This is a genomic window from Mycobacterium sp. NGS18, from assembly GCF_059813185.1.
The window spans coordinates 25,817-52,433 of record NZ_JCALEC010000002.1 but is presented as its reverse complement, the minus strand read 5'-3'; the positions used below and the strand labels follow the sequence as shown (position 1 = coordinate 52,433).

Sequence of the window (26,617 nt, the reverse complement as noted above, 5' to 3'; positions counted from 1 at the left end):
GCTATCCAGCGTGAACCGGGTCACGTCGGACACCTGCGGTCGCCTCTGATGGCAAGCCTGACGGAACGACTTACCAACAGTCACCGGATTCCACCATCGCCGCTGGCCAGAGTGTCTTTTCCGCGGACATCGGGCGGGGTCGAGCTCGATTCGCCAAGCCCAGAGACGTGTCATTTCGACGGCTCTTTGTAACGCCGCCTCGGCGCGCCGGATTGGTGTACAAGGACACGTTTTGGTTACGGTTTCCCGCGTGCTCACGCAAGGACTGCTTGATCTGCGCATGAAATCCTCGGTTCTGGCGGCGACGGCTGTGTTGCCGGCCGCCGTTTTTATGACCGGCAACGCCGGCGCCGACCCGGGAAACAACGACGAACCCGCGGCCGTCGCCGAAGCCCCGCCCCCCGAGGACGCGCCACCGCCGCCCCCGGAAGACGGGCCGCCGCCCCCACCGGAGGATCTGCCCCCGCCGCCCGAAGACGCGCCGCCGCCCGAGGTCTTTCCGGTGGGAGCCAACTGGGGCCTACCCGTACCGCACGCGCTGCCGCCGGGCATCGCCAACGAGCACGGCATGCAGGTCAAGACGATCCTCGTCTCGCGCAGCATCAGCGAGGTGTTCCCACAGGTCCACGACATGATCGGGGTGCGCCCGGACGGGCAGCGTTGGCACCCCTCGGGCCTGGCGATCGACATCATGATCCCCAACGCGGGCAGCCCCGAGGGCATCGCGCTCGGTGACCAGATCGTGGCGTACGCCCTGCGCAACGCCGGCCGGTTCGCCCTGCAAGACGCGATCTGGCGCGGCACCTACTACACGCCGGCTGGGCCCAGCGGCCGCGGTAATGGCCACTACGACCACGTGCACATCACCACGTTCGGCGGTGGCTATCCCAATGGCGGCGAAGAGTACCTGCACGAAGAGAGCGAGCCGGCCCCCGTCTGAGCCGCGAACACCCGCTCGGCGCTACCGCGTCGGTCCGGCGGCGTTGCCGGCTTCCCACTCCGACCACGGCACGTTCCAGTCGCCGAGGCCCTCGGTGCCGGGCAGCAGCGGCCCGATGGTGTTGCGGATCTGCACCACGTCGCCCCGCTTGACGTGGTCGTAGAACCACAGCGCGTTACTCGGGCTGACGTTGATGCAGCCGTGGCTGGCGTTGGAGTATCCCTGCGCGCCCACCGACCACGGCGCCGAGTGCACGAAGATCCCGCTGTAGGAGATCTGGGTGGCCCAGTCCACGTCGGTGCGATACCCGTTGGGTGAGTTGACCGGCACCCCGTAGGTCGAGGAATCCATCACGATGTGCGGGAAACGTTCGCCGACGATGTAGGTGCCGTTGTTGGTCGGCGTGCTGTCCTTGCCCATCGACACCGGCATGGTCTTGACCACTTCGCCATTGATCCGCACCACCATCGACTTGGTGTCGTCATCGATCGACGCGATGACCTCATCGCCGATGACGAAGTGACTCGATGCGTCGTCCTGGCCGAACACGCCGTTGCCCAGATCCACGCCATAGGTGTTGACCGCTACGTCGATCTTGGTGCCGGACTTCCAGAAAGACTGTGGGCGCCACCGCACTTCGCGATTGTTTAACCAGTAGAACGCGCCCGTCACCGGCGGGTCGGCAGTGATCTTGATCGCGTTCTCGGCCGCTGCACGATCAGCGATGTTCTCGTCGAACCGGATCGCCACCGGCTGGCCGACGCCGACGACCTCGCCGTCGCGGGGCATGACGTAGGGCATGGTCAGGTTCTGCGGCGAGTGAGTCTGAAACGTCATCTGCCGGCTGGTAACCCCGCCCAGCCCGAGGGACTTCGCGTTCACCGTGTAGCGCTTGTTGTAGCCGAGCGGCTCGGTCGTCGACCAGGTCAGCCCGTCGGGGCTGAGTCGACCGTCGACCACCGAACCGTATTCGTTGACCATGGTGACCGAGTCGAGCACGCCGTCCTCGGCGGTCACCGTCACCGGCACGTCCACCGCGACGCCGACGGCCTTGTCGGTGACCGACGCGGTGAGCTTGGGCACCAGCAGGTCGGCAAACGGGGTGCCCTTGTCGGTGATGATCTTCGTCGCCTCGGCGTCGGCATTGCCGCCGCAGGCGCTCAGGCCCAATACCGCGACCGGCACCATCAGCAATGCCGCCAGCCGGGACCGATACCCCCGGCAGTGGCGCGTCGAACCAACCTGCCCCATAACTCTTTCCCACCTGACCCAGCTCAAACTGCTCGCACGCAGTCTAGTGGGTAATCGGGGGTACTGCTGATCTGTGCGATCGCCGCCCGGCACCAGCGGATTTCGCCTGGCGGTGCCGCGCCTGTTATTGTCTTCCTCGCGGTATTGACCGCCCAGCGCCGTTAGCTCAGTTGGTAGAGCAGCTGACTCTTAATCAGCGGGTCCGGGGTTCGAAACCCTGACGGCGCACAGCTCGGAGAGTTGTCGATTGTCACGGCTCGCAGCGCGGGTCCGTTCTGCACTCCAGACACTCCATCCGCACCCGACACCACTGCAACCCGCAGCTTTGCGGGCTTCCCCCGACGTCGGGAAATTTTTCTAAAACGACCTTAGAGAAATTGGGGACACGCCTAAACTCACGCCCATGCTGCGCGTCCCGGGCCAGTTCGCCGCACTTCTCGTCGGCATGAGCGGATCGTCCACTTGGTAAACCGATGTCCCTCAGTAGACCAGCTCGGATGGCGTTTCTCACCGCTGCCGCTTGCGCGATTGTCTACATCGCAGCCATCTTGGCGGTCGACTCGGGATCGTCGAACACACCAACGGCCGTCACGTCGACCTACGTCACCACTACATCGCGCGCCGTAACCGCAACGGACAGTCCAGCTCTGGCGAAGCTTGCCGCGCTCCCTATCAAAGGCCGTGCACCAAAAACCAATTACGACCGCGCCCTGTTCGGCAGCCCATGGAGTGACGACGTCACCGTGGAAGGCGGCCACAACGGCTGCGACACGCGCAACGACATCCTCCGACGCGACCTCACCGGAGCCGGTTTCAAGCCGGGCCGCAAATCCTGCATCGTCCTGTCCGGCATACTCAACGATCCCTACAGCGGCGAAACGCTGCTCTATCAGCGCGGACCCGGGTCGTCGAGCCGAATCCAGATCGACCACATCGTGCCTATCCTCGACGCCTGGCAGAAAGGCGCCCAGGACTGGAACTACATGACCCGCAGGAACTTCGCCAACGACCCGATCAACCTCCAAACGACAACTGCGGCAGTCAACGACCAAAAGGGGTCAAGCGACGCCGCCTCGTGGCTCCCGCCGCGGACCTCTTACCGCTGTACCTATGCGACACGAATCGTCGACGTGAAGACCCGATACGGACTGTGGATAACCCCACCAGAGCACGACGCCCTCGCCCGAGTACTCAGTGCCTGCTGATGCGCGACTCGGACGACAGCAACACCGGCATCGGCGTGGGGGCGACGATAGTCCGGGTCGCGTACCGCTCCCTGGCCAAGCCGGTTCCCGACGATGGATCTGGCGGCGGATGCGTCTACTACTGGCCCTTTCGCGAACCCCCGGCTCCCGGACAGTGGGTGATCGTCCCTTGTTCCCAGGGTCCCGCGAACTACGCCATCGTCACCGGATTCGGTGATAGGGGGGATGCCCACGGTGATCCGATCGAAACCATCACGAGCTTGGCGCCCGACGAAGTCGTCGCAGAGACACAGCGGAGAACTGATGCCGACATGGTCGCGTGGCTGTGGGTCGCTCAACGCGCTGCAGGATTCCCTGCCCCCGGCTATCCCGCCCCGCCGGACGAGTACCCCTACTCGCCGATACCGCCCGCCACAGGCACCGTGCCGAGCGCTGATGTCGCCAAGGAATACGGGTTCGTCTGGCGACGCGTCCACCGTCGAGCGGAGGAGTACGGGCTTCCCGATGAACAGGTGACGCGGTTCAAGAGCATCTCCGAGCGCTGGTTCACGATCTCCCGAAGCTTGCCACCTGGGACTGACCAAACCTCCAGGTCGTCGGATGCCACTTCTGAAACGGACACAACCAGAGCAGCGGCCACAACGAACAGCACCTCATTGTGGAAGTGGCTTCTGGTCCTGGCCGCCATTGTTCTCGTCGTCGCCGCCCTTACGGCACTGCTCCGGTTGTGGGGCCAAGATATGAAACCGGACCCACGCGATTGGCGGCCGACGAGCAGCCTTCAGACGACATCGCAGCCAGCTTCCAGGTGCTACCGCAACGCGAATGGCGAGTGCGTTCCCAAACCGGACACATCCACTTCATTGCCCGGCCGAGCGATTGCGAAGTGCCGAGATGGCACGTATTCATTCTCGAACCATCGGCGCGGTTCGTGCGCGGGTCACGGTGGCGTCGCAGCCTGGATGGACGGCATACCTTGAAGTGACTTCGGTTGTTGCGACGGTCTCGATTCTTCCGTCGCTTTGACGATCCAGCAGCTCGGACCGGACATGCATACTGGCTCGTTCCCCGCCCTCGGGTACGCGCCAGTCACCGGGGGTGATGTTCGATACCGCGACTGCGAGCGAATTTTCACTGCGACTGTATTCCTCAACACCGACGGCTCCAGACGCTTAGAACCAGATTTCGTGCGCTTCCCGTAGGTGCCTTAGCGGTTGCGGATTCGCCGGATCGCCAGGACGACGAGCAGGCCGCCGACCCCCGCCAGCGAGACCATCACCACCGGCTGGGTGACGAAGCTGACAGCCCGGGTTTTGGCCCGCTCAGCGAGATGACGGGGGTTGGCCCGGTCAGCGAGAATGTCCACCGTCGACGCCAACTGCTCGCGTGCCTGGTCGATGTCCTTCTTGATCCGCTCGGGATCGCGCTCCGCCACGTCTCGTCCTCCCTGTCCGCCCGATGCTGCCCCTGCCGAACTACCCTAGAGCAGCCGGGCCTGGTCTCATGCTCCGGCGAGCAGAAAGGGGTAGTTGTTGACCGACACCGCACGCCTGGCGCCCGGCGATGAAGCCCCGGCGTTCAGCCTTCCCGACGCCGACGGCAACACCGTGTCACTGGCCGACTACCGGGGACGACGGGTGGTCGTCTACTTCTACCCGGCAGCATCGACGCCCGGCTGCACCAAACAGGCCTGCGACTTCCGGGACAACCTGGCTGAATTCAACGACGCCGGGCTCGACGTCGTCGGCATTTCCCCCGACAAGCCGGCCAAGCTGGCCAAGTTCCGCGACGCCGAAGGGCTGACATTCCCGCTGCTGTCCGACCCGGACCGCAGCGTGCTGGCGGCCTGGGGCGCGTTCGGGGAGAAGAAGATGTACGGCAAGACGGTGCAGGGCGTCATCCGCTCGACGTTCGTCGTCGACGAGAACGGCAAGATCGCCGAGGCCCAGTACAACGTGCGCGCCACCGGGCATGTGGCCAAACTGCGACGCGATCTGTCGGTCTAGCCGCCAACCGTTAAGGAGCAGCCATGCCGGTGATCCGGACAAGTCTGTGGTTCGACACCCAGGCACTGGACGCCGCCGAGTATTACGTGTCGATCTTTCCCAATTCCAAGATCACCGAGGTCTCCCGTTGGGGCGCAGAGAATCCCGAGCGCGACGGCGGTCCGCTGGAGGTGCTGTTCGAGCTGGACGGCCGGCAGTTCTCCGCGATCAACGGCGGCCCGGATTTCACGTTGAACGAGGCCATGTCGATCCAGATCTACTGCGCCGACCAGGCCGAGGTCGATTACTACTGGAATGCGCTGAGCGAGGGCGGCAGGGAAGTCCGGTGCGGTTGGCTCGCCGACCGTTACGGCCTGTCCTGGCAGGTCATTCCGCAACGGATGTCGCAGTTGATGACCGATCCCGATCCCGACCGGGTGTATCGGGTGAAGCAGGCGATGTACACGATGGTCAAACTCGACATTGCCGCCCTGGAGGCGGCAGCCGACGGTCCTTGAGCTACCCGCTGGCCTGCTCACCGAGCTTGGCCAACAGCAGCGTCTCGGCGGTGGCAGCGCGTTCCAGCACGCCCAGGTGCAGGCTCTCGTTGATGCTGTGCGCCTGGGTGGCCGGATCTTCGACTCCGGTCACCAGGATGGTCGCCTGCGGGTAGGCGGCGGCGAATTCGGCGATGAACGGGATTGAGCCACCCATCCCCATATCGACCGGCTCGACGCCCCAGGCCTGCGCGAACGCGGCCCTGGCCGCCTCATACACCGGGCCGGTGGCGTCGATCGCGTAGGGCTGGCCGATGTCGCCGCGGGTGACGCTCACCTGCGCGCCCCAGGGGGCGTGCTGCTGTAGGTGAGCGGTGAGCGCGTCCAGGTGGGCGGCGGCGTCGCCACCGGGAGCCACCCGCATGCTGATCTTGGCGCGAGCCCGCGGGATCAGTGTGTTCGAGGACGCCGCAACGCTGGTGGTGTCGATGCCGATGACGGTGATCGCCGGTTTGGCCCACATCCGCTGCGGCACGGAACCGGAGCCGATCTCGGTTACTCCGTCCAGCAGGCCGGTGTCGGCGCGCACCCGCTCCGGCGGGTAATCGACTGATGCTGCGGCGCTTTCGTGAAGTCCGGCAACGGCAACATTGCCGTCGTCGTCGTGCAGGCCGGCCAGCAGCCGCACCAAGACCGTCAGAGCGTCGGGCACCACCCCGCCCCACAGCCCGGAGTGCAGGCCGTGATCCAGCGTGGCGACTTCGACCACGCAGTCGGCCAGCCCACGCAGCGACACCGTCAGCGCCGGCACATCGGTACTCCAGTTGTCGGAATCGGCGATGATGATCACGTCGGCGCGCAGCGCGTCGGAGTGCGCGGCGAGCAGCGCGCCCAGCGACGGCGAGCCGGACTCCTCCTCGCCTTCGACGAAGACCGTCACCCCGACCGGCGGGCGTCCGTCGTGCGCCCGAAACGCCGCCAAATGTGTTGCGATACCGGCCTTGTCGTCGGCGGTGCCGCGGCCGTAGAGGCGCCCGTCGCGTTCGGTGGCCTCGAACGGCGGCGATGCCCACTGGGTCGCGTCGCCCTCGGGCTGCACATCGTGATGGGCGTAGAGCAGCACGGTCGGTGCGCCTTCGGGTGCCGGATAGCGGGCGATGACCGCCGGCGCGCCACCCTCGGCGACGATGCGCACGTCGGGAAACCCGGCCTGGCTCAGCAGATCTGCGGTCAGCTGCGCGCTGCGCTGCACCTCGGGACGCCGTGTTGGGTCGGCCCACACCGATTCGATGCGCACCAGGTCCTCCAGGTCGCGCCGCACCGAGGGCAGCACCTCGCGGACTCGCTGGATCAGTTCGGTCACCCGTCACCCCTTCAGCCGTGATCGTGCAGAGAATGCCAAGTCATTGCGGCGTGTCGTGTGCAAACGCGCTCGCTCGCGGCAAAGGTTAGGCCTCCAGAATGGCGACGGCGGCGGCGGTGTCGGCCTCGTGAGTGAGCGACACGTGGATAGTCACGTCGGCCAGGTGGCTGGCGATCTCCCCGGAGAGCCGCACCTTCGGCCGGCCCCACATGTCGGTGATCACCTCGATGTCGCGGTGGATCGCCTCCGGCAGCACCGGTTTCTGGGCGAACCGCGACCCCGACCACGCCTTGATCACCGCCTCCTTGGCCGCCCAGCGGGCCGCCAGATGCCGCGCCGCCGATGAACTCTTATCGGAGGCGTCGCGGCGCTCACCAGGCGTGAACGTCTCGGCGAACACCGTACCGGGCTGATCGACCTGCTCGGCGAACTCGGAGATCGACACCAGGTCGATCCCCACCCCGACGATGCTCATAGCCCGTAATCTATCCGATGACTATGGTCAGCCTGCGGTTGTGCGCATGGTCACGCGTCGACCGCTGCCGGCGACATCGGCGACGCGGTCGTTTGGCCGGACCCGAACCGCAGTCTCGGGTCGGTGACGGCTTTGTTGCGCATCAGCTTGACGTCGGTGTCGTAACTCATCGACATCAGCCACGGCTCCGCAGAACCCTGCCGGGGCAAATCATTGACCGAACGCTGCACATAACCGGCAGCGAAGTCCAGCAGCGGTCTCGTCGGCATCTGCGGGTCGTCGAGTTCTGCCCGAACGACGGTGTAGCCGTTGCTGTCCATGTAGCTGAGCAGTCGGCAGAAGTGCTCGCATACCAGACCGACCTTCAAGGTCCAGGAAGAGTTGGTGTAGCCGACGGCAAACGCGAAATTCGGGACTCCGGTCAGCATCATGCCCTTGTATGCGACCGTGTCGGGCAGATGCACCGGATCACCGTCCACAGTCAGTGCCACGCCGCCGAACGCCTGCAGGTTCAGCCCGGTCGCCGTGACGATGATGTCTGCGTCGATGGTGCGGCCGGACTTCAACTTCAGACCGGTGTCGGTGAAGGTGGCAATGTGGTCGGTCACCACCGACGCGCTGTCGTTGCTGATGGCCTCGAACAAGTCAGCATCGGGCACCGTGCACAGCCGCTGGTCCCAGGGCTGGTACGCCGGATTGAAGTGCTCGTCGAGCGGATAGCCCGCCGGCAGATGTCGGGCATTCAGCTGCCGGATTGCCCGACGAGCGACGGCCGGGTAGCGCTGGCACAGCCGGTAGATAACGCGCTGCCGCAGGATGTTCTTGCGCCGCGTCAACGCGTATCCGCGCTGGTCACCGAGCAGCCTCTTGGCTGTGTTCGCGAAGAAGTCCTTGGACGGCACGGGCAGGATGTACGTCGGCGAACGCTGCAGCATTGTTACGTGCGCGGCCTCGCCGGCGATGGCGGGCACCAGCGTGACCGCGGTAGCGCCGCTGCCGATCACGATGACTTTCTTCCCGGTGTAGTCAAGGTCTTCAGGCCAGTGTTGTGGATGCACGATCCGGCCCGCGAATCGGTCGCGCCCCTCGAACTGTGGGGTGAACCCTTCGTCGTAGCGGTAGTAACCGCCCGCACAGAAAATCCAGTTCGCGCTCAGCTGGATCCGCTCTCGGGTGTCGCAGAGCTCGGCGTCGACGACCCAGCGGGCTTGCTCGCTGGACCAGGCCGCGGCCAGCACCTTGTGGTGGAAGCGCACCCGTGCGTCGATGCCGTTCTCCGCTGCAGCTTCCCGCAGGTAGGCCAGGATCTTGTCGGCCGTGGCGATCGCGTGGTCGTCGCGCCAAGGCTTGAACTCATAGCCGAAGGTGTGCAGATCCGAATCCGAGCGGATTCCCGGGTACCGAAACAAGTCCCAGGTTCCGCCGGTCGCGCCGCGTGTCTCCAAAATCGTGTAAGACCTGCCGGGGTGTTCGGTCTGCAGGTAATAGGCCGCGCCGATGCCGGAGATTCCGGCGCCGACGATCACCACGTCGAAATGCTCGACGCGGCTGGCTTGGGTGGTCGTCGCAACCATGACACTGACTCCTTAAGGATGAGTAATGCCGCGGCGCCTACGGCACCAAGCCGTCGAGCAGGTAGCTGAATCCGGCCGACAGCATCTCCGAGCTCGACTGCCCGAACTGCCCCAGCTGTTCCCACGCGGACGTGAGGTCGTTGACACTCAGGGTGTAGCTGTCGGTGTGCATCAGCGCCACCCACAGGTCGTCGCGAGCGTTGAGAATGCCCGCCGTGACACTGGAGGCCGGGTCGCTGAAAGTCTGGTCGAATAGCGTCACCAGGCCGTTCCAGCCGGCGTTGACGTCGGCGGATAGCTGGGACAGATCCCCCGAACTGATATCGCCGATAATCGTTCGGCCGGTCTGGTCGAGCCACATATCCAGCCGCAATGCCGCCAGAATCATGGGCATGCCAACATCTTTGATCAAAAGTGGCAGATTGTTGACTATCGCCGAGAGGCTGCCGTCCGGATCAGCGAACAACGCGCGACCCAAGATGCCCATATCGGGAATCAGCGCCGAATCCGTCAGCCGGTCCAGCACCGAGGGAACTGCCGCCTGGCCGCCGAATATCTGGCCGAACTCGTCGCTGCCGATCGCGTTCTTGATCTGATCCAGTTCAAGGTGGGCGGTCACCCAGCCGGGGCCGAGGAACTGGTTCTGGGTGTAGCCGTATTCGAACAGTCTCAGCTGGAGGTCGGCAGCGCGTTCGGCGGCGGTGACCGTCGGCATGTCATCCGGCAGCGCGTCGCGGACATCGGCGATGTTCACCACCTCGGTCTGCACTCCGGCGACCGGCCCAGACTCGGTGACACCCTGCCATCTCAGCAGCAGATTTCCATCCGGTGCGCCGGAGTTGTCGATCCAGTTCGCCACACCCGGGTCTTGGCTACTGATGACGTAGTAGGTGGAGCCGTCCGCGCCGTGGAAGGTGTTGGTGTCGTTGAGGGAACCCTGTGCGATCACCGAGGGGTAGTTGTTCGCCCAGGCGTCGTTGCTCTGGATGGACGAATAGGCGGCGTCGATGGTGGGGACCTTGACGATCAGCGCCTGATCAGGGCCGAGCTCGAAGTGGCCGAAGCTGGCGAGCTGGCCGGGCAGGATGGGCCCGCCGGCGATCTGGCCGAGGGTGCTTGTGATGGGGGTGAATGAGTTGTCGGGAAGAGTGTTCTGCAGGTGCTGCAGGCCGAAGTTGGTCGGGGCACTGTTGTTTTGGACCATCGCGACGGCCAGCTCGTTGAGCGTCGCGGTGATCTGGCCTTCTGTCAGCACCGGCATCGTGAATGGCGATTGGTAAGTGATGTTGTTATGCAGCAGGCCCCAGTCGCCGAGCGTGTCGCGAGTGATCAGCGTCTGGGCCCCTGATGTGTCCACCCAGTTGCCGGGCTGCTCGGTGGGGCTGAGGGTGATGGTGTAGGTGCCGTCGGAGTTGGGCACGAATTGTGACAGGTCGTAGCCACGCAGCGACACGAAATCCTGGGTCAGGCCGTTGCCAGACATCGGGGTGAAGGTCACATCCTTGGTGCCCGGCCCGGGATCGATGGTGATCGTCTGGGTCTGCGTCCCGATGTTGATGAATTGGTAGAAGGTGTCCGGGTTCGGGTCGTTGTTGAAACTCTGCGGTTCGGCGCCAGGGGCGTTCGTCAAATACCGGAACACCCCCGAGTTCGGATCGTAGGAGTTGTCCGCGTTGACCTGGTTGAGTTCGAGGCGAAGTCCGGCCATCGCGGTGTTTTGGATGTACTGCGGCAGCCGGGTCAGATCGAACGCCGAGACGAAGGGGTAGGCACTGTTGATCGCCGAGATCTGCTGAGCCGCGGCGTGCAGCGCATCGACCGCCGACTGCAGACCGGATGAGCTTGAGGCGAGGTGTACCGCGCCCGCGAGGGTGTCAGGAGCGGAGAACGACACCGGGGCGGCTATGACGCTACTGGCGCCGATCACCGCGATACCGGTGGTCAGGTAGGGGCGAAGGGCTGCATTCATGAGTGATTCCTAGGCGTCCGTTGAGTGAGAGTTGCATCACTGTAGCGACGGTGCACCACGGTGCGTCCAGCACATAATGCTGCAGATTTCGGCGGATCGTGCTACAGAATGACGCACCAAAGCTACGGTGCTGGTATGTCGTGGGACACTCCATCACCGCAGGTCTGCGAGCTGATCCGGCAGGGTGCCCAGGCCGTCATCAATGCTCCTGCCGAATGGCTCGATGAACTGGATCGAGCCACTGTCGCCGCCAATCCGGCGATCGCCGCGGATCCGACGTTGGCGGCGGCGGTCAGCCGTACGAACCGCGCCAACCTCATCTACTGGGCCACCGCCAACATGCGTGATCCCGGCGCGCCGGTGCCGGCCAACCTGGGCGCCGAGCCACTCGGGATTGCACGAGATCTGGTGCGCCGGGGTCTAGACGCCGCCGAGCTCGATGCATATCGCGTTGCGGAGGGAGCGGCCTGGCGACGCTGGATGCAGATCGCGTTCGCGCTGACCTCCGATCCAGCGGAACTTTACGAGCTACTCGATGTGTCCTCGCGGTCCATCAGCGCCTTCATCGATGCCACGCTCGCTGGTATTGCCGCCCAGATCGACTTGGAGCGCGACGAACTGACGCGCGGGACCCACGCTGAACGCCGCGAGGTGGTCGCACTGGTGCTCGATGGGGCACCCATCAGCCTGGCACGCGCCGAATCCCGGCTCGGCTACCCGCTGCAACGCCCACACACCGCGGCGGTCATCTGGGCCGACGACGTGACGGGCGATCTGTCACTGTTGGACCACACTGTCGAAGCATTTTCCCGGGCCGCGCGGGCGCCGCGACCGCTGAGCATTTTGGCCAGCGCGGCGAGCCGTTGGGTATGGGTGGCCGGCGAGACCGATCTGGACACCGATCGGTTACGCGCGGTGGTAGAACCAATTTCGGACGTTCGCATCGCGATCGGGCCTACCCGTCACGGTATCGATGGGTTTCGCCGCAGCCACTTCGCCGCACTGACCGCCCAGCGGATGCTTACCCGGCTCGGCTCGCCGCAGCGAATCGCCTTCTACACCGATATTCAATTGACCGCATTGATCACCCACGACCCTCAAGCCGCCGACGAATTCATCAATGAGGTATTAGGCGAATTCCGGTCGGCAAGCCCCCGAATGCATACCGCAGTGCTGACGTTCATCCATGAGCAGTGCAACGCTTCGCGCACCGCCGCGCGGCTCTACACCCACCGCAGCACGCTGTTACGCCGACTCGCCCAGGCTGACCGGCTGCTGCCGAAACCCCTGGCCGAGAACATCGTTCAGGTGGCAGTGGCGCTCGAGGCGCTCAGTTGGCGCGACGCCAGCGTGACCAGCTGAACACGAACGGAGGCACCTCAGCCGATGTAGACGTCGCCGTCGCCGAGCCGGGCCGCCGGGTTGAGCAACATCGCCGACTCCTGGCGCTTCTCCGAGCGGTCGTGGTCGAACCGCCGGTCCGCGGGCCGCTCGTACATCGGCGTACCGCCGGCGATCGCCGAGGCGAGCCGGCGCTGACCGGCCAGCACACGGGCGGAGGCCTGCTCCAGATACGCCTCGCGCTGGCCCGGGTCCAGTGCCGCCAGGAACGCCTGCGGGTGCACCAGCGCGACCAGACCGGACACGTGGCCGAACCCGAGGCTGGTGACCAACCCGGCCTTGAGCGGGAACTTCTCCCCGAGGTGCAGCGGCTCACGCACCCACACGAAGTGCCCGGCGGTGGCCAGCTCATCGTCGACGCAGTCCAGGCTGCGGTTGGGCGGGATGACCCCGTCGCGCAGCACCTGGCACAGCCCCATCAGCTGGAAGACCGCCGCACCGCCCTTGGCGTGCCCGGTGAGGCTCTTCTGGCTGATCACGAACAGCGGTGCGCCTGGCGAGCGGCCCAGCGAGTCGGCCAGCCGCTCATGCAGCTCGGTCTCGTTGGGGTCGTTGGCCAGCGTCGAGGTGTCGTGCTTGGAGACCACCGCGATGTCGTCGGCACCGACGCCCAGCTTGGCCAGCGAACGCGCCAGCATCGAGTCTTTGCCGCCCCGACCGGCACCGAGTGCACCCAGGCCGGGGGCCGGGATGGAGGTGTGCACACCATCGGCGAAGCTTTGCGCGTAGGCCACCACCGCCTGCACCGGCAGACCCATCTTGGCCGCCAGGTCGCCGCGGGCCAGCAGGATGGTGCCACCACCCTGGGCCTCGACGAAGCCCAGCCGGCGCCGGTCGTTGGCCCGGGAGAACTTCGAGTCGCTGATGCCCTTGGCCCGCATCATCTCGGTGTCGGCGGTGGCCGCCATGTCACCGAAGCCGATGATCGCTTCCAGGGTCAGGTCGTCGTAGCCGCCGGTGACCACCAGCTCGGCCTTGCCCAACCGGATCTTGTCGACACCCTCCTCGACCGACACCGCCGCGGTGGCACATGCGGCCACCGGGTGGATCATCGCGCCGTAGGACCCGACGTAGCTCTGAACCACGTGCGCGGCAACCACATTCGGCAGGACCTCCTGCAGAATGTCGTTCGGCTTGGACCGGCCCAGCAGGTTGCCGTGGTACATGGTCTGCATCGAGGTCATGCCACCCATGCCGGTGCCCTGGGTACTGGCCACCAGCGACGGGTGCACCCAGCGCATCAGCTCGGTCGGGGTGAAGCCCGCCGACAGGAACGCATCCACGGTCGCGACGATGTTCCACAGCGCCACCCGGTCGATGGAGGTGGCCATGTCCTGGCTGATCCCCCACACCGTCGGGTCGAACCCGGTCGGGATCTGAGCGCCCACCGTGCGGGACAGCTTGCTCTTGCGCGGCACCCGAATCTCGGTGCCCGCCTTGCGGATCACCTGCCAGTCCGACGAGTCCGGCACCGGGCTCACCACGGTGTGCTCGGGGTCGAATTCGACGAACGCCCGCGCGTCGGCCTCGCTGGAGACCACGAACGAGAAGTCCTTGTCCAGGAACACACTGACCAGCAACGGCGAGGCGTGGTCGGGGTCGATCGCACCGTCGTCGACGAACTCGCGGACGCCGACGCGCTCCACGACCGCGTCGTGGTAACGCTCGACCAGCTCGGACTCGTCGATGAGCTCACCGGTTTCGGTGTCATACCAACCCGGCGTCGGGTCGTCTTCCCACTTGACCAGCCCGGTGGTCCAGGCCAGCTCGAGCACCCCGGCAGCCGACAGCTCGCCGGAGACCTCCATCTCGAAGCGGGTGCGCGACGAGCCCAGCGGGCCCAATTCGGCGCCGCCGACGATGACCACCAGGTCGGCCGGGTCGACGTCGAGGTCCTCCCAGACCGGTGGGGGCGCCGGGTTGTGGCCCCGCGGCGGCGACGGGAGGGCGGCGATCGTTCCCTGCGCCGGCTCGTCGTCTTGCGCGGCCTCCGAAGTCATCTCCTCGCGGGCCTTGGCGGCCAATTCGGCCATGTCCAGGTTCGCCTCGGCCAGGCCACCGGTCAGGTCGGCCTCGATCGGCGCGTTGGCCGCGGCCACCTTGGACTCGATGTCGCACAGACCCAGCAGCATGGCCGCCATCTGCTCGGTCGAGTAGGTGGTGACGCCGGCTTCCTCGACAGCGTCGACGATGACGTCGTTGTGGCCCATCAGGCCAGTGCCGCGCGTCCAGCCGATCAGGGCGTGCGCGAGGCTGACCCGAGACGCCCAGGACGACTCGGCCTTCCAACGCGACACCACGGCATCCAGTGCGGCCTTGGCCTCGCCGTAGGCGCCGTCACCGCCGAACATGCCGCGGTTGGGCGATCCGGGCAGCACCACGTGCAGCCGCGAGGCGATGTCGCGTTCGGCGCCGATCTTCGACAGGCCACCGATCAGTCGCTGCGCCGCCCACAGCAGCACCTTCATCTCCATCTCGGCGCGCGAGCCGGCCTCCGAGAGGTCGCCGGCCACACGAGGTGCCGCGAACGGGAACAGCAGCGTCGGCGTCTGCGCATCCTTCAGGTGGATCGACTGCGGCCCAAGGTTTTCGGACTGCTCGTTGCCCACCCACTCGACGAGCGCGTCGATGTCGGCGTAGGAGGCCATGTTGGCCGGAACCACCCACAGCGCGGCGCCGAAGCGGGCGTGGTCGCGGTAGAGGTTGCGGTAGAAGCCCAGGCGCTCCTCGTCGAGCTTGGACGTGGTCGCGATGACGGTCGCACCGCCGTCGAGCAACTGGCCGACCACCGACGCGGCGATCGAGCCCTTCGACGCGCCGGTCACCACCGCGATCTCGTCGCAGTAGCGGCCCCGGCCCGGGTTCTCCGCGCCTGCGGCGATCCGGGCGAACAGCGACGCATGGATCTGCTGGCCGACCGCCAGGGCCCGGCCCTGCCACCAGGTCGCCTGGGTGGCGACCACATGGCCGGCGCCCTCGAAGCGCTCGGCCAGCCGCGGCCAGTCGGCGTCGATGTCGCCTTCGTCGGTCAGCCACAGCTTGACCAGGTCTTCGCGGGCGCTGGCCCAGCGGTCGTCGAACAGCACCGCCTTGCGCCCGTCGAACGCCGGCGCCACCAGCCGCGGCCAGTCCGACCCCAGCTCGGCGGTCACCAGATCGATGAGCTCGCTGTCGGTGGCGCCCGCCGGAACGGTCGCCGGCTCGTCGAACCCGAGCTGGCCCAGCACCAGTCGGGCCGCCGAGGCCAGCACGCCGTCGCGGCCGGTGATCTGCTCGGTGAACTCCCCGAGTGCGGCGGCATCCACGGTCGCACCGCCGCCCCCGCCGGCCGACGGCAGGCTGACGGCCACGCCGCGGCGGGCCGCGACGGCCGCAACGGCCGCATCAATCACCTTGTCGACCGCGGCGGCGTCGGCCAGCGCGCCCTCGTGCAGACCACCCAGGGCGCCGCCCCGGACGCTGGTGCCCTCGCGGGTGCCCAGCGCCACCTCGACGGTGACGTGCTTGGCCCAGCCGTCGCCGAGCTCCCAGGTCTTCTTCACCCGTTCGGCGATGGCGGCGGGCCGCTTGCCCGACGGCCCCAAGACGGTGCGCAGCTGATCGTTGATCGCGTCGGTCAGCACCGGGCCGTACGGCTTGTAGGTGCGCGCCAGCTTGGTGACCTGCGACTTCAGCCCGGACAGGTCGGCTTCGGCGGCGCCGTCGATGGCGCCGAGGTTCAGCTCCGAACCCAGATCGACCAGCAGCTGGTTGCGCCGCGACGACGCACCGTCGGTGATGGACTCGATGGAGTCCAGCGCCTCGATCTGGTCGATGCGCATCTTGGCGCTCAACGCGATCAGCGCCAGGGTGGCATCGGCGGCGTCGAACCCGATGTCGTCGGGGCGTGGGCCCCCCGACGGAGCGGCGGGCGCCGGGGCGGCCGCCACAGCAACCTCGGCAGGCGCATCAGCGCCGGAATCCGCAACCGGCTCTTCCTCTTCGGGCTCCGGCTCGGGGTCGGTGTCGGTGGCGAACAGCACTGCCGCGTCCCGCTCGGCGTTGAGCACTTCCACTGTGCTGTGGGCGTACTCGGGCAACTTGAGCGTGTTGGTGGCCAGTCCGGCGACCGTCGGCGCGGTCTTCACCCCGATCTCGACGAACCGCTCGACACCCAGACCGCCGGCGGCGTCCTCGATGAACAGCAGGTCCTGGGTCTCGATCCAGCGCACCGGGCTGGCGAACTGCCACGCCAGCAGCTCGATGACGACCTTGCGGCACAGCTCGGACGGCTTCTCGTTACGCCAGGTGTCGTAGTCGGCCAGGATCTCGTCGAGTGCGGTGGCCGGCACCAGGTCGCGGATCTCCTGGATGAACTCTCGGTCCAGCGTGAACGGCTTGGGCACCAGGTTGGGGATGTAGCGCCCGACAATCAGAGCCGGGTCTTTGCCGTGCGGCATCACCCGCTCCAACGAGCGCCGGAAGTCGTCGACGCCGATGCGCAGCACACTCGAGTGGAACGGCACGTCGATCCCGGGAACCAGGATGAAGGACCGCTTACCGCCGGAGATCTCGCGGCGCCGCTCGACCTCGGCCTCCAGGGCCTCCAGCCCGGCCACCGTGCCGGCGATCGCGTACTGCGAACCGCGCAGGTTGAAGTTGACGATCTCCAGGAACTCCCCGGTGCGCTCGGAGATGTCGGCGACGAACGCGGTGACGTCGGCGTCGTCGAGGTCGATCTGCGAGGGCCGGATGGCGGCCAGCCGGTAGTTGGACCGCCCCATGGCGTCGCGCGGCACGATGTCGTGCATGTTCGACCCGCGCTGGAATACGGCCTCCAGCAACGCTTCCAGTTCGAAGACACCGCTGACGCACGCCAGTGCGGTGTACTCACCGACCGAGTGCCCACAGGTGATGGCCCCCTCCACGAAGGCACCTTGCTCGCGCATCTCGGCGACCTGCGCGGCAGCTGTTGTCGCCATGGCGACCTGGGTGAACTGCGTCAGGTACAGCACGCCCTCGGGGTGGTGGTAGTGCACGCCGGCGGCGATCAGCGAGGTCGGGTTGTCACGCACCACGTTCAGCACCGAGAAGCCCAGGGTGTCGCGGGTGAATTTGTCCGCGGAGTCCCAGACCTTGCGCGCCGCTTTGGAGCGGGCGCGGACGTCCATGCCCATGCCCTTGTGCTGGACACCCTGGCCCGGGAACGCGTAGACGGTCTTCGGCGCGGTCAGTCGGGCGGTCGCCGACATCACCAGGTCCGACCCGATCCGGGCGGACACCTCCAAAACCTCTGCGCCCAGGTCGATTCCGACCCGGTCGACCCGGAAGTCGACGTCGTCGCCCGGCTTGACCATGCCCAGGAAGCGCGCGGTCCAGCCGAGCAGCCGCGCCGGTGGGCGGGCTTGGCCGTCGGTGGCGGTCACTACGTGCTGGGCCGCGGCCGAGAGCCACATGCCGTGCACGATGGGCGATTCCAGGCCGGCCAGCAGCGCTGCGGCCCGGTCGGTGTGGATGGGGTTGTGGTCTCCGGAGACCACCGCGAACGGCCGCATGTCGACCGGTGCGGTGACGGTGACGTCGCGCCGGCGGCGGCGCGGGGTGTCGGTGGCGTTGTCGGAGACCGCGCCACCCGCCCGGACCGGGTCGGTAAGTTCCGCGGCGCCGGTGCGCCCGCGGATCGCGAAGCGCTCCTCCAAGGTGGCCAGCACTGTTCCATCGGCCGCGGAGACCGTGACCGAGACCGGGACGACGCGGCCGACTTCGGTGTCGGTGGCCGCCGAAGCCGTTGCGGTGACGGTCAATTCGGCCGGGTCGGCCGGCAGCCCGGCGTGCAGGCGCGCCGTGTGGTCCAGGTGCACCAGCGACAGCAGGCCTTCGACGACCGGGAATCCGGCGTCGGTGGTGGCCGAGCCGATCGCGGCGAACACCGCGGGCCAGCAACGACCGACCAGCGCGTCGGGCACCGTCGAGAGTCCCGGCGCCAGTGGCGCGCCGAACGTGGCGGTCACCCCGGTGTGGTCGGCGACCTGCTCGGGGTTCCACGCCACCGTCACGGTGGCCGCGCCGTCGCGCACCGGCGGAAGTGCCTCCGGGCCGTCGACGCCGGCGGCGATGGCCAGCACCGAACGCATCGCGGCGGCGGCGTCCTCGGTGGAGACCAGCGGGGTGGCGCCATCGACGACGGATGCCGGCACAGTGAAACGAATGTCGATCCAGACACCCGACAGCGGCACGCTGAGCACGACGGCCGACTCCGAAACGACCTCCAGGCGCGCCCCGGTCGTCGGGTGGGTGGCGGTGCGGTTCTCGTGCACCTGCCACTCGTCGGCACCGGCGATCCGGTGCACCGGGTTGGTGGCGGTGCGACCGGCCCACAGCACATCTGGGGCGTCGAGCAGCACGGCCAGCGGGCCGGACACGTCGGTGCGGCCCTGGCGGCGCGCCGTCACCGGCGTGGGCTGCGCACCATTGGCCAGCACCTGGTCGATCGCCGCCTGCTCGAAGCGGTCCAGCAGCTCGCCGACCGGCTCGTCAACCCGGGTGATACCCGCGACGGCGGTGATGCCGGGAATGATGCAGACCTGGTCGGCGGCGTAGCGGGCGTCGTGCGCCTGCCACAGCGAGTCACTGCGCCACCAGCGACGCACGTCCTTGTCGATCACCGGCACGAAGTTGACCGGCTTGCCCGGCGTCTTGCACAGCTGGGTGAAGAACGGTGCATCGGCCGGGTGCAGCACGACGGTCTCGGCGTCGGGGTAACGCGCCACCAGCGCGGCGATGGCGTCGGCCGGGCGCTCCAGAATCGCCTGTCCCTCTTCAGAATCGGCGAACAGCGTCTCGATGGGGCCGGACTCGACCTCGTTGAGCCGGGCTTCGGCGCGCTGCAGCATCGAGCCGAACCGCTCCCGCCAGGTGTCGGCCAGCCAGGGGCTGTCCGGTGAGGCGGTGTCGGCGGTCGAGTCGCCGTCGCCGATGGCCAACTCCACGTACCGGCGCAGCCACTGCGCGTACGTCATCTCGGTGACGTCGCCGAAGTACGGCTTGGCGGTGTCGGCCAGTGCGGCGATAATCTCGTCGCGGCGGGCCGCGACCGCATCGCCGTCGCCGGCGACCTCGTCGAGCAGCCGGCCGCACCGCGAAGCGGTGTTGTCGATCTCGTGGATGTCGGCGCCGAGCTGGCTGCGCGAGGAAGCCATGCCGCCCTGGGCTTTTCCGGCGCCGATCCAGTGGTCGGTCCCCTTGGTGTCGACCAGCATCTGCTTCACCGCCGGCGAAGTGGTGGCCTCCTTGGTGGCCATCGCCGCGGTGCCGACGAGGATGCCGTCGACGGGCATCAACGGGAAGCCGTGTTCCTGCGACCACTGCCCGGACAGGTATTCGGCGGCCCGCTCGGGGGTGCCGATGCCGCCGCCGACACACAGGGTGATGTTGGGCTGCGAGCGCAGCTCCGAGTAGGTCGCCAGGAGCAGGTCGTCCAGGTCTTCCCAGGAGTGGTGACCGCCGGCGCGGCCGCCCTCGACGTGCGCGATCACCGGGGTGGTGGGCACCTCGGCGGCGATGCGGATCACCGACCGGATCTGCTCGACGGTGCCGGGCTTGAACACGACGTGGCTGATGCCGGCCTCGTTGAGCTCGGCGATCAGCTCGACGGCTTCCTCGAGCTCGGGGATGCCGGCGCTGATCACCAGTCCGTCGAACGGGGCACCGGACTGACGGGCCTTCTGCACCAAGCGCTTTCCACCCACCTGCAGCTTCCACAGGTAGGGGTCCAGGAACAACGAGTTGAACTGGACCGTGCGACCCGGCTCCAGCAGGGTGGTCAGCTCGGCGACCCGGTCGTTGAAGATCTCCTCGGTGACCTGCCCGCCACCGGCCAGCTCGGACCAGTGTCCGGCGTTGGCGGCCGCGGCGACGATCTTGGCGTCGACGGTGGTCGGCGTCATGCCGGCCAGCAGGATCGGCGACCGGCCGGTCAGGCGGGTGAACTTGGTGTCGAGCTTGATCCGGCCGTCGGGCAGCTGCACCACCGACGGGGCGTAGCTCGTCCACGGCCGGGCCACCTCCGGCACCGCGCCGATGGTGAACAGGTTGCGCTGTCCGCCGCGGGTGGCCACCGGCACGATCCCGATGCCCAGGCCGCGGATCACCGGTGCGGTCAGCCGGGTCAGGATGTCTCCGGGACCCAGGTCCAGAATCCAGCGGGCGCCCGCGTCATGCAAAGCGGTGATCTCGTCGACCCAGTCGACCTGGCCCACCAGGATGGACTCGGCCATCGCGCGGGCCAAAGCGACGTCGAGGCCGACCGTGGCCGCCCACTGGCCGACGATCTCGATGCCATCGGACAGCCGCGGCGAGTGGAATCCCACTTCGACCTGCACCGGCTCGAAGACCGGAGCGAAGACCGCACCGCCGCGCAGCTTGTTCTTGCGCTCGGCGGCCTCCTTGTCGGCAATCTGCTCGCAATAGAGCTCGAAGCGGGACAGCTGCTCGGGGGTGCCGGTAATAACGACCGCACGCCGGCCGTTGCGGATGGACAGCACCGGCGGCAGCACGGTGCGCACGTCGGTGGCGAACTCCTCCAGCAGTTGCTGGATACGCTCCGGGTCGGCGCCTGCGACCGACACCATCGGCGGGCGGTCGCCCAGGATCGAGATGCCGCGGCGGCGGGCCACCAGAGTTCCGGCGGCGCCGACCAGCTGGGCGATCGCGAGCAGCTGCACGTCGGTGGCACCACCGGCTTTCAGCGACTCGACGGCCAAGACGCCCTGCGAGTGCCCCGCGACGGCGACCGGTGGGGTGGCCGACAGGTCCAGGCCCTGACGTTGCAGCGCCCGTACCGCGGCGATCTGCGTCAACAGGACGCCCGGGACCGACACCGCGGCCGAGGTCAGCTGCTTGGCCGAGGGAACCGGGTCCTCGGCGGCCAGCGCGCGCACCCACTGCAGCGGCTCGAAGCCTATGGGCCGTACCACGACGAGTTCTTTGGCGACCGGCTCCAGCAGCAGGTCGGCCTCACCGGCCAGCGTGGCCAGCTCGGTTTCGATCCCGGCCGAGGACACCAGCTCCTCGAGCGACTCCAGCCAGGCGCTGCCCTGACCGCCGAAGGCGACCGCGTACGGCTCGCCGGCCGTCAGACGATCCACCAGAGCGGACGAGGCGTTGGCGAGCGGCCCCGAGCCGGCGCCGTCGGCGGACACCCGGTCGTGTTCGTGGATCGTCACGTTAAATATCTCCCCTGCTCTGGCATATCGCGTCTTGATTCGTCGTCGGCCGGCATCACCGGCTGGTCCCCTGGGCGGGCAGCGGGCTCTCGCGTCGTCGCGGCCGCGCTACAGCAGTAAGAGTGTCATAAGAACCTGTGCCGTTTCTGCAGCTAATGGGTTACTCGTGAGTTCTACGCCCGGGTAACCCACCTGCGAATATCACGCGCTCCGACGACGCCTCGGATCATCGGGACCAAACGTCCTGCGTGCGTGGGGTTACGGTCGAGTAGCCACAACAGCGCTGATCAAAGCCGCATTGTTATCTAATCGTTATGTTCGCGTCTGGCGAAACAATGTCGTCGTGGACAGCCGATGTCGCAGTGTCCACCGGGCGCGGTGATCCCCGCCACCCGCGGGTCAGGCCCACTGGCCGAACTGGGGCGTGCGGATCTCGTTGACATCCACCCCGACGTTGCCGACCTTGCGCTTGTCGATCTCGACCTGATGCAGGTTGGCCGCCGGGTGCGCGACACCGCCGGGCGAGCCCCAGTTGTGCTGCCAGAAGCATGAACCCAAGCCGTCTTGCACCGCCCACTCGATCGTCGTGGAGTTGGCGTAGACCCCCGTGCGGTCAGGCCCGATCACCGACTCCCAGCCGCGCAGGTAAGGGGCCACCTGCGCCTGGTACTGCTCGTAGGAGGGGTTGTCGTCGATCGAGGCGTAGATCGGAGCGCTGTCCGGGCCGCCCGCCGCGGCATGCAGTTGCAATCCCCGCCGGGCGTGCTCGACGCCGGCCGCCTGGCCGCCTAGCCAGTCGGCGGTCGCCTGTTTGCCGTACTGGTAGCAGGAGACGATCTTGAGGCCGTTCTGGTTCAGGTCATGCGCTTCGGCCGGCTGCATCGGCTTGCCGAGCATCCAGTCGGCGCCGGGGCGGCGGTCGGAGACGTAGCGGATGGCGCCGAGCGCACCTGCCTCCCGGATCTCCTCGGCGGACAGCACCCCGGCCGCGTAGTCCAGCAGGATGCCCAGCGGAGCCGCCTTAGCGGTCGCGGCCACCAGCGCCGACGCCGCGGCGCCGAGAGCGACCGCAGCCGGGGCGGTTGCGGCAAGTTTGAGCACGTCGCGCCGGGAAATCAACACGCGCCAAAGGATACGGGAGACACCCGCCGCTCACGGGAGGCTGAGCACCGCAGGGCAGGATGGGCGGGTGGCACAGGTGCGGAGGTCGGGTCGCTGGATGCGTCCCTGGATCGTGTGGGGCACCGGCCTGTTGTCCTACGTGGTTGCGGTGCTGGACCGCACCACCTTTGGGGTGTCCGGGTTGGACGCTGCCGACCGGTTCAGCACCGGTCCGGGCGCGCTGTCGTCGTTCGTGATCCTGCAGCTCATCGTTTACGCCTCGATGCAGATTCCGGCCGGAGTGCTGCTGGACCGCTTCGGACCCAAGGCGATGATCGCCAGCGGCGTCGCGGTGCTCTCCGCCGCACAGTTGACGCTGTCGCTGACCCATTCGCTGCCCGTCGCGGTCGGCGCATACGGCGTCGTCGGCCTGGGCGATGCGTTCGTGTTCATCTCGGTCATCCGGCTGCTGCCCAATTGGTTTGCACCCGAGCGTGTTCCGTTGCTGACCCAACTGACCGGGATCTGCGGCCAGTTCGGGCAGCTGCTTTCGGCGGTGCCATTCCTGGCGATTCTGCTGCACGGCGGCTGGACGGCGGCTTACCTCTCGGCAGCCGCCCTGGGTGTGCTGGCCGTCGCACTGACCCTCGCCTTGTGCCGGGACGCCCCGGCCGGGACGCCGGTCGCCGTACAACCGAGGACGTTTCGTGCGGTATTCGGTGACGTCAAGACGGTCTGGTCCCGGCCCGGCACCAAACTGGGGTTCTTCACCCACCTGGGCACACCGTTCTCGGCGAACGTCTTCGCGCTGATGTGGGGCGTGCCCTACCTGACCACCGCCCAGGGGCTTTCGCGCGGCGTGGCCGGTGCGTTGCTGACGCTGTCGGTGGCAACCTTCGTCGTGGTTGGGCTGCTGACCGGAACCCTGTCGGCGCGCCGGCCTCAACACCGGACGGGGCTGGTGCTGGCGATGATCGCGCTGACCGCCGCGATCTGGGCGGTGCTGCTGACGCTGCCCTCCCCCGCGCCGCACTGGCTGCTGGTGGTGCTGATCGTGGTGATCTCGGCGGGCCAGCCGGTGTCGATTTTGGCCTTCGACTTCGCCCGCACCTACAACCCGCCCGCCGCGTTGGGCACCGCGCAGGGCATGGTCAACACCGGCGGTTTCATCGCCACGCTGCTGATCATGCAGGCGATGGGGATCGTCATCGCGATGGCCGGCGGTTTTTCGTTCTCGGCCTTCCGGCTGGCCTGGACCGTCCAATGCGTGATCTGGGCGGTCGCCGCCGTGGGCGTGGTAGTCAACGCGCGCAAGGCACAGCACTCCGACACGCTGGGTGAGGCGCCGACCCCGGTCGTCGCTGCCGAGCGCTGACCGTTCAGACGGTCGATCGATACGGGTCCGGAGACTGCGGACAGTAGGCCTGCCGAGCCGCCGTGATGATGGCGTGCGCCTTATCAGGTGACACTTCCAGATTCGCGATCACCGAGATCGGCACCAGCCGCGGGGAACTGCCCAGCGCCGAACAGACCGCATGGCCCTCCTGCACCAGCAGATCCCGCAGCGAGGAGCACTTGATGCTGCCACAGACCTGCTTGTCGTAGTCAGGGTGCAGCCCCTCTTGCTCCAGGTCGGTGAAGAACACCTGGTCGTCATTGCTGAGTGGGTCGGCGAATGCCGCGGGAACAGGTGCTGTGGCAAAGCCGGCCAGTACCGCACCGAGCGCCGTTGCGAAGAGTTGTTTTTTCATCACACCGCACCAATCCGAGAAGGACTAATACACCCATTCTGGCACCGGCGGACGTTCGGGAGGGCGAAGTCGAGCAGTCGCCCACCGGTTATGGTCAGCCGTTCTGGCGGGCAGCGGCGGGTTAGCTGGCAAGGCGTCGAAAGTGCCTCCTCGCGCGCCCTCGGCGAACGAACAAAACCCCAGGTCGAGAGCGGTGCCAAAACTTGACGCGGAGGTAAATATCAAGCCTCCATATTTATTAGCTAGCTGGCATTGCCCTATCAGCAACCCCGGCTATCGTCCGTTTCGCGCTATTCAGCTCGGTGGATCCTCGACGATGCGGCCACGCCACCGGGCGTGGTGTGCCAACGGGGGGAAGACATGGCAGTTGCAGTACACCGTCGCCGGTATCCGCAGACCGGCTTGATAGTCGTTGCGGCAAGCGCCGTGGTCGTCGCTCAGGCCGCAGCGGTCCAGCCGTGGTCAGCGGGAACGTCGATTATCGACCGAGCCGTGCGCCTGGTGGCCGGCGACTCCATCCTCAACGTGCCCTTCAACTTGTTCCAAGACCTCTTCAACATTCCGGCCAACGAGGTCGCCGCCACCAATGTGCTGGCGGATTCCTTCTTCTTCACCGGCACCTGGTGGACGCCGAGCGCCACGAACCTGTGGGGCGAGGACCCCGGCGACCCGGGGCATTTCATGGCCATCTTCGACTTCCTGTTTCCGTTCGCCCCGCAAGTCTCCGGACTGGACCAGCCCGAAATCGATCCGACCTTGCTGGCGAACGGGACCGCGGGCCTGGGGCAGCAGTTCGCCATGCTGGCGGCGGCCGAACTTCCGGTCAGCGCATCGTGCGACGCGGTGCAATGCGCGCCGCTGGTGCCGACGGACCCGATCACCGGTCTTACCGCGCTGGACAGGCTGATCGACTTCGAGAAGGTGTTCACGAACTTTCCCAACGCCGACAACCAATTAGGACTTTTCAGCCACTGGTTGAAGGTGCCGTTGCAGCAGCTGCTCACCGGATACCAGTTCCCGTCCACCCCCGCCGACATCGCCAACCCGACAGCGGCCGGAATCGCGGACCCCTCGGCGGGTATCGGCCCGGGCGGTGCGGTTCCGGGTGCCCCACTGGATGCGGTACCCGGCAGCGAGGCTCAGCCCGGCTTCGGTTTCCCGGGCACCACAACCGGACCTGACGGTGCGAACTTGATGCCCTGGGCGGGAACTGATGTCCAACTCAATCCGCTCGGGCCGTTCGAGCAGTGGTTCCAGAGCCTGGAGGCACCGGTCGACCTGAACGGCTTCCAGCTCGTCGGCCCGGACGACGTGGGCCAGGCGCTGAAGGCGCTGGTCGCCGGAATGGTCGTGGACTTCAACCCGTTCACCCCGGGCAGTCCGCTGTGCCCGGAGCTCTGCGACCAGTCCCCGTTCGCGCCGCCCTTCGGCGTGACCACGGCGGACCTGGTTCAGTCGATCCAGAACATCGGGCCGCCCAATCCGCTCATCAGCGAGTGGCTGAGCCTCAACAGCTCAGGCCTGGCGAACGCGCCGACACCGGAGCAGATCGACGCCACCGTGGCCGGTCTACAGACCGGGTGGTTCACCTTGAACCCGGACACCGAAAATCAGATCGTTGATTACCTCGACGACATCAACCCCAACTTGGCAAAGCTCCTGGTCAACTCGGGACTGATGACCGACCCGGCTTACCTGGGGCCGTGGGCCGGAACCGGAGGCTCGGACAGCGGCGTCGACGTTCCCACGGTGCCGAGCGAGCTGGGCGGGTTGGACCAGACGCAGATCTGGCCCGACCTGCTCGGTGTCGTCGACCCTACGGGGAGCCTGTCCAATGACCTCTCCGATTTCTGGGTTTCGCTGTCGAGCATCTGGGACGGGTTCGGACTCTAAGCGGGTAAG

General features: G+C 67.2%; 17 protein-coding genes and 1 tRNA gene. 9 read left to right on the top strand and 9 right to left on the bottom strand.

The annotated features are described in order from the left end of the window. Positions 1-250: 250 nt before the first annotated feature. The gene (locus tag AC5Y31_RS03885; protein WP_499978199.1) at positions 251-940 is read left to right on the top strand and encodes a VldE C-terminal domain-containing protein; all 690 of its coding nucleotides are present in this window, start codon (positions 251-253) and stop codon (positions 938-940) included. Positions 941-961: 21 nt separating this feature from the next. Here the strand turns inward: AC5Y31_RS03885 and AC5Y31_RS03880 are convergent, their stop codons facing one another. Then, on the bottom strand, positions 962-2,191 hold the full coding sequence (locus AC5Y31_RS03880) for a L,D-transpeptidase (protein WP_065023362.1): 1,230 nt from the start codon (positions 2,189-2,191) through the stop codon (positions 962-964). Between the two features lie 155 nt (positions 2,192-2,346). Between AC5Y31_RS03880 and AC5Y31_RS03875 the strand changes: the two genes are divergently transcribed. The 3 genes from AC5Y31_RS03875 to AC5Y31_RS03865 all read left to right on the top strand — a co-directional run bounded on the left by AC5Y31_RS03875 (position 2,347) and on the right by AC5Y31_RS03865 (position 4,376). Beyond that, positions 2,347-2,419, top strand: a tRNA-Lys gene (locus tag AC5Y31_RS03875). A gap of 269 nt (positions 2,420-2,688) precedes the next feature. Then, a complete protein-coding gene (locus tag AC5Y31_RS03870) occupies positions 2,689-3,396 on the top strand; it encodes an HNH endonuclease family protein (RefSeq protein ID WP_499978197.1) in 708 nt (235 codons plus the stop codon). Then, complete coding sequence (locus AC5Y31_RS03865) at positions 3,396-4,376, top strand: DUF3761 domain-containing protein (RefSeq protein ID WP_499978195.1); 981 nt, start codon at positions 3,396-3,398, stop codon at positions 4,374-4,376. The genes AC5Y31_RS03870 and AC5Y31_RS03865 overlap by 1 nt, the downstream gene beginning before the upstream one ends. Before the next feature lie 227 nt (positions 4,377-4,603). On the opposite strand, the gene AC5Y31_RS03860 is transcribed toward AC5Y31_RS03865, so the two are convergent. Then, positions 4,604-4,831: a DUF3618 domain-containing protein gene (locus AC5Y31_RS03860; RefSeq protein WP_499978194.1), complete on the bottom strand. Its 228-nt coding sequence runs from the start codon at positions 4,829-4,831 to the stop codon at positions 4,604-4,606. Between the two features lie 97 nt (positions 4,832-4,928). Here AC5Y31_RS03860 and bcp point away from each other — a divergent pair, with 97 nt between their 5' ends. Together bcp and AC5Y31_RS03850 are read left to right on the top strand one after the other, a co-directional pair. Next, on the top strand, positions 4,929-5,402 hold the full coding sequence (gene bcp, locus AC5Y31_RS03855; RefSeq protein WP_301636444.1) for a thioredoxin-dependent thiol peroxidase: 474 nt from the start codon (positions 4,929-4,931) through the stop codon (positions 5,400-5,402). Positions 5,403-5,425: 23 nt separating this feature from the next. After that, entirely contained in the window at positions 5,426-5,899 is a 474-nt protein-coding gene (locus AC5Y31_RS03850; RefSeq protein WP_499978192.1) for a VOC family protein, read from the top strand. Position 5,900: 1 nt separating this feature from the next. Here AC5Y31_RS03850 and AC5Y31_RS03845 read toward each other — a convergent pair whose 3' ends face one another. The 4 genes from AC5Y31_RS03845 to AC5Y31_RS03830 form a co-directional block, all read right to left on the bottom strand. Continuing rightward, complete coding sequence (locus tag AC5Y31_RS03845; protein WP_499978190.1) at positions 5,901-7,241, bottom strand: dipeptidase; 1,341 nt, start codon at positions 7,239-7,241, stop codon at positions 5,901-5,903. Between the two features lie 85 nt (positions 7,242-7,326). Continuing rightward, a complete protein-coding gene (gene acpS, locus AC5Y31_RS03840) occupies positions 7,327-7,716 on the bottom strand; it encodes a holo-ACP synthase AcpS (protein WP_499978189.1) in 390 nt (129 codons plus the stop codon). 50 nt (positions 7,717-7,766) lie between these two features. Next, entirely contained in the window at positions 7,767-9,290 is a 1,524-nt protein-coding gene (locus AC5Y31_RS03835; RefSeq protein WP_499978187.1) for a flavin-containing monooxygenase, read from the bottom strand. 37 nt (positions 9,291-9,327) lie between these two features. Next, positions 9,328-11,259 (bottom strand): hypothetical protein, encoded by a 1,932-nt coding sequence (locus AC5Y31_RS03830; RefSeq protein ID WP_499978185.1) that lies wholly within the window; start codon positions 11,257-11,259, stop codon positions 9,328-9,330. A 135-nt stretch (positions 11,260-11,394) separates the two neighbouring features. On the opposite strand from AC5Y31_RS03830, the gene AC5Y31_RS03825 reads away from it, so the two are divergent. Continuing rightward, positions 11,395-12,621: an Rv1453 family transcriptional regulator gene (locus AC5Y31_RS03825; RefSeq protein WP_499978183.1), complete on the top strand. Its 1,227-nt coding sequence runs from the start codon at positions 11,395-11,397 to the stop codon at positions 12,619-12,621. Between the two features lie 17 nt (positions 12,622-12,638). On the opposite strand, the gene AC5Y31_RS03820 is transcribed toward AC5Y31_RS03825, so the two are convergent. Then, on the bottom strand, positions 12,639-21,863 hold the full coding sequence (locus AC5Y31_RS03820) for a fatty acid synthase subunit beta domain-containing protein (RefSeq protein WP_499978181.1): 9,225 nt from the start codon (positions 21,861-21,863) through the stop codon (positions 12,639-12,641). A gap of 399 nt (positions 21,864-22,262) precedes the next feature. After that, positions 22,263-22,985, bottom strand: coding sequence for a DUF1906 domain-containing protein (locus AC5Y31_RS03815; RefSeq protein WP_499978180.1), 723 nt, complete (start codon positions 22,983-22,985; stop codon positions 22,263-22,265). Positions 22,986-23,082: 97 nt separating this feature from the next. Here AC5Y31_RS03815 and AC5Y31_RS03810 point away from each other — a divergent pair, with 97 nt between their 5' ends. Then, positions 23,083-24,339 (top strand): MFS transporter, encoded by a 1,257-nt coding sequence (locus AC5Y31_RS03810; RefSeq protein ID WP_499978950.1) that lies wholly within the window; start codon positions 23,083-23,085, stop codon positions 24,337-24,339. A 4-nt stretch (positions 24,340-24,343) separates the two neighbouring features. Here AC5Y31_RS03810 and AC5Y31_RS03805 read toward each other — a convergent pair whose 3' ends face one another. After that, the gene (locus AC5Y31_RS03805) at positions 24,344-24,715 is read right to left on the bottom strand and encodes a DUF732 domain-containing protein (RefSeq protein ID WP_065023354.1); all 372 of its coding nucleotides are present in this window, start codon (positions 24,713-24,715) and stop codon (positions 24,344-24,346) included. 360 nt (positions 24,716-25,075) lie between these two features. Between AC5Y31_RS03805 and AC5Y31_RS03800 the strand changes: the two genes are divergently transcribed. Then, the gene (locus tag AC5Y31_RS03800; RefSeq protein ID WP_499978178.1) at positions 25,076-26,608 is read left to right on the top strand and encodes a hypothetical protein; all 1,533 of its coding nucleotides are present in this window, start codon (positions 25,076-25,078) and stop codon (positions 26,606-26,608) included. Positions 26,609-26,617: the final 9 nt, after the last annotated feature.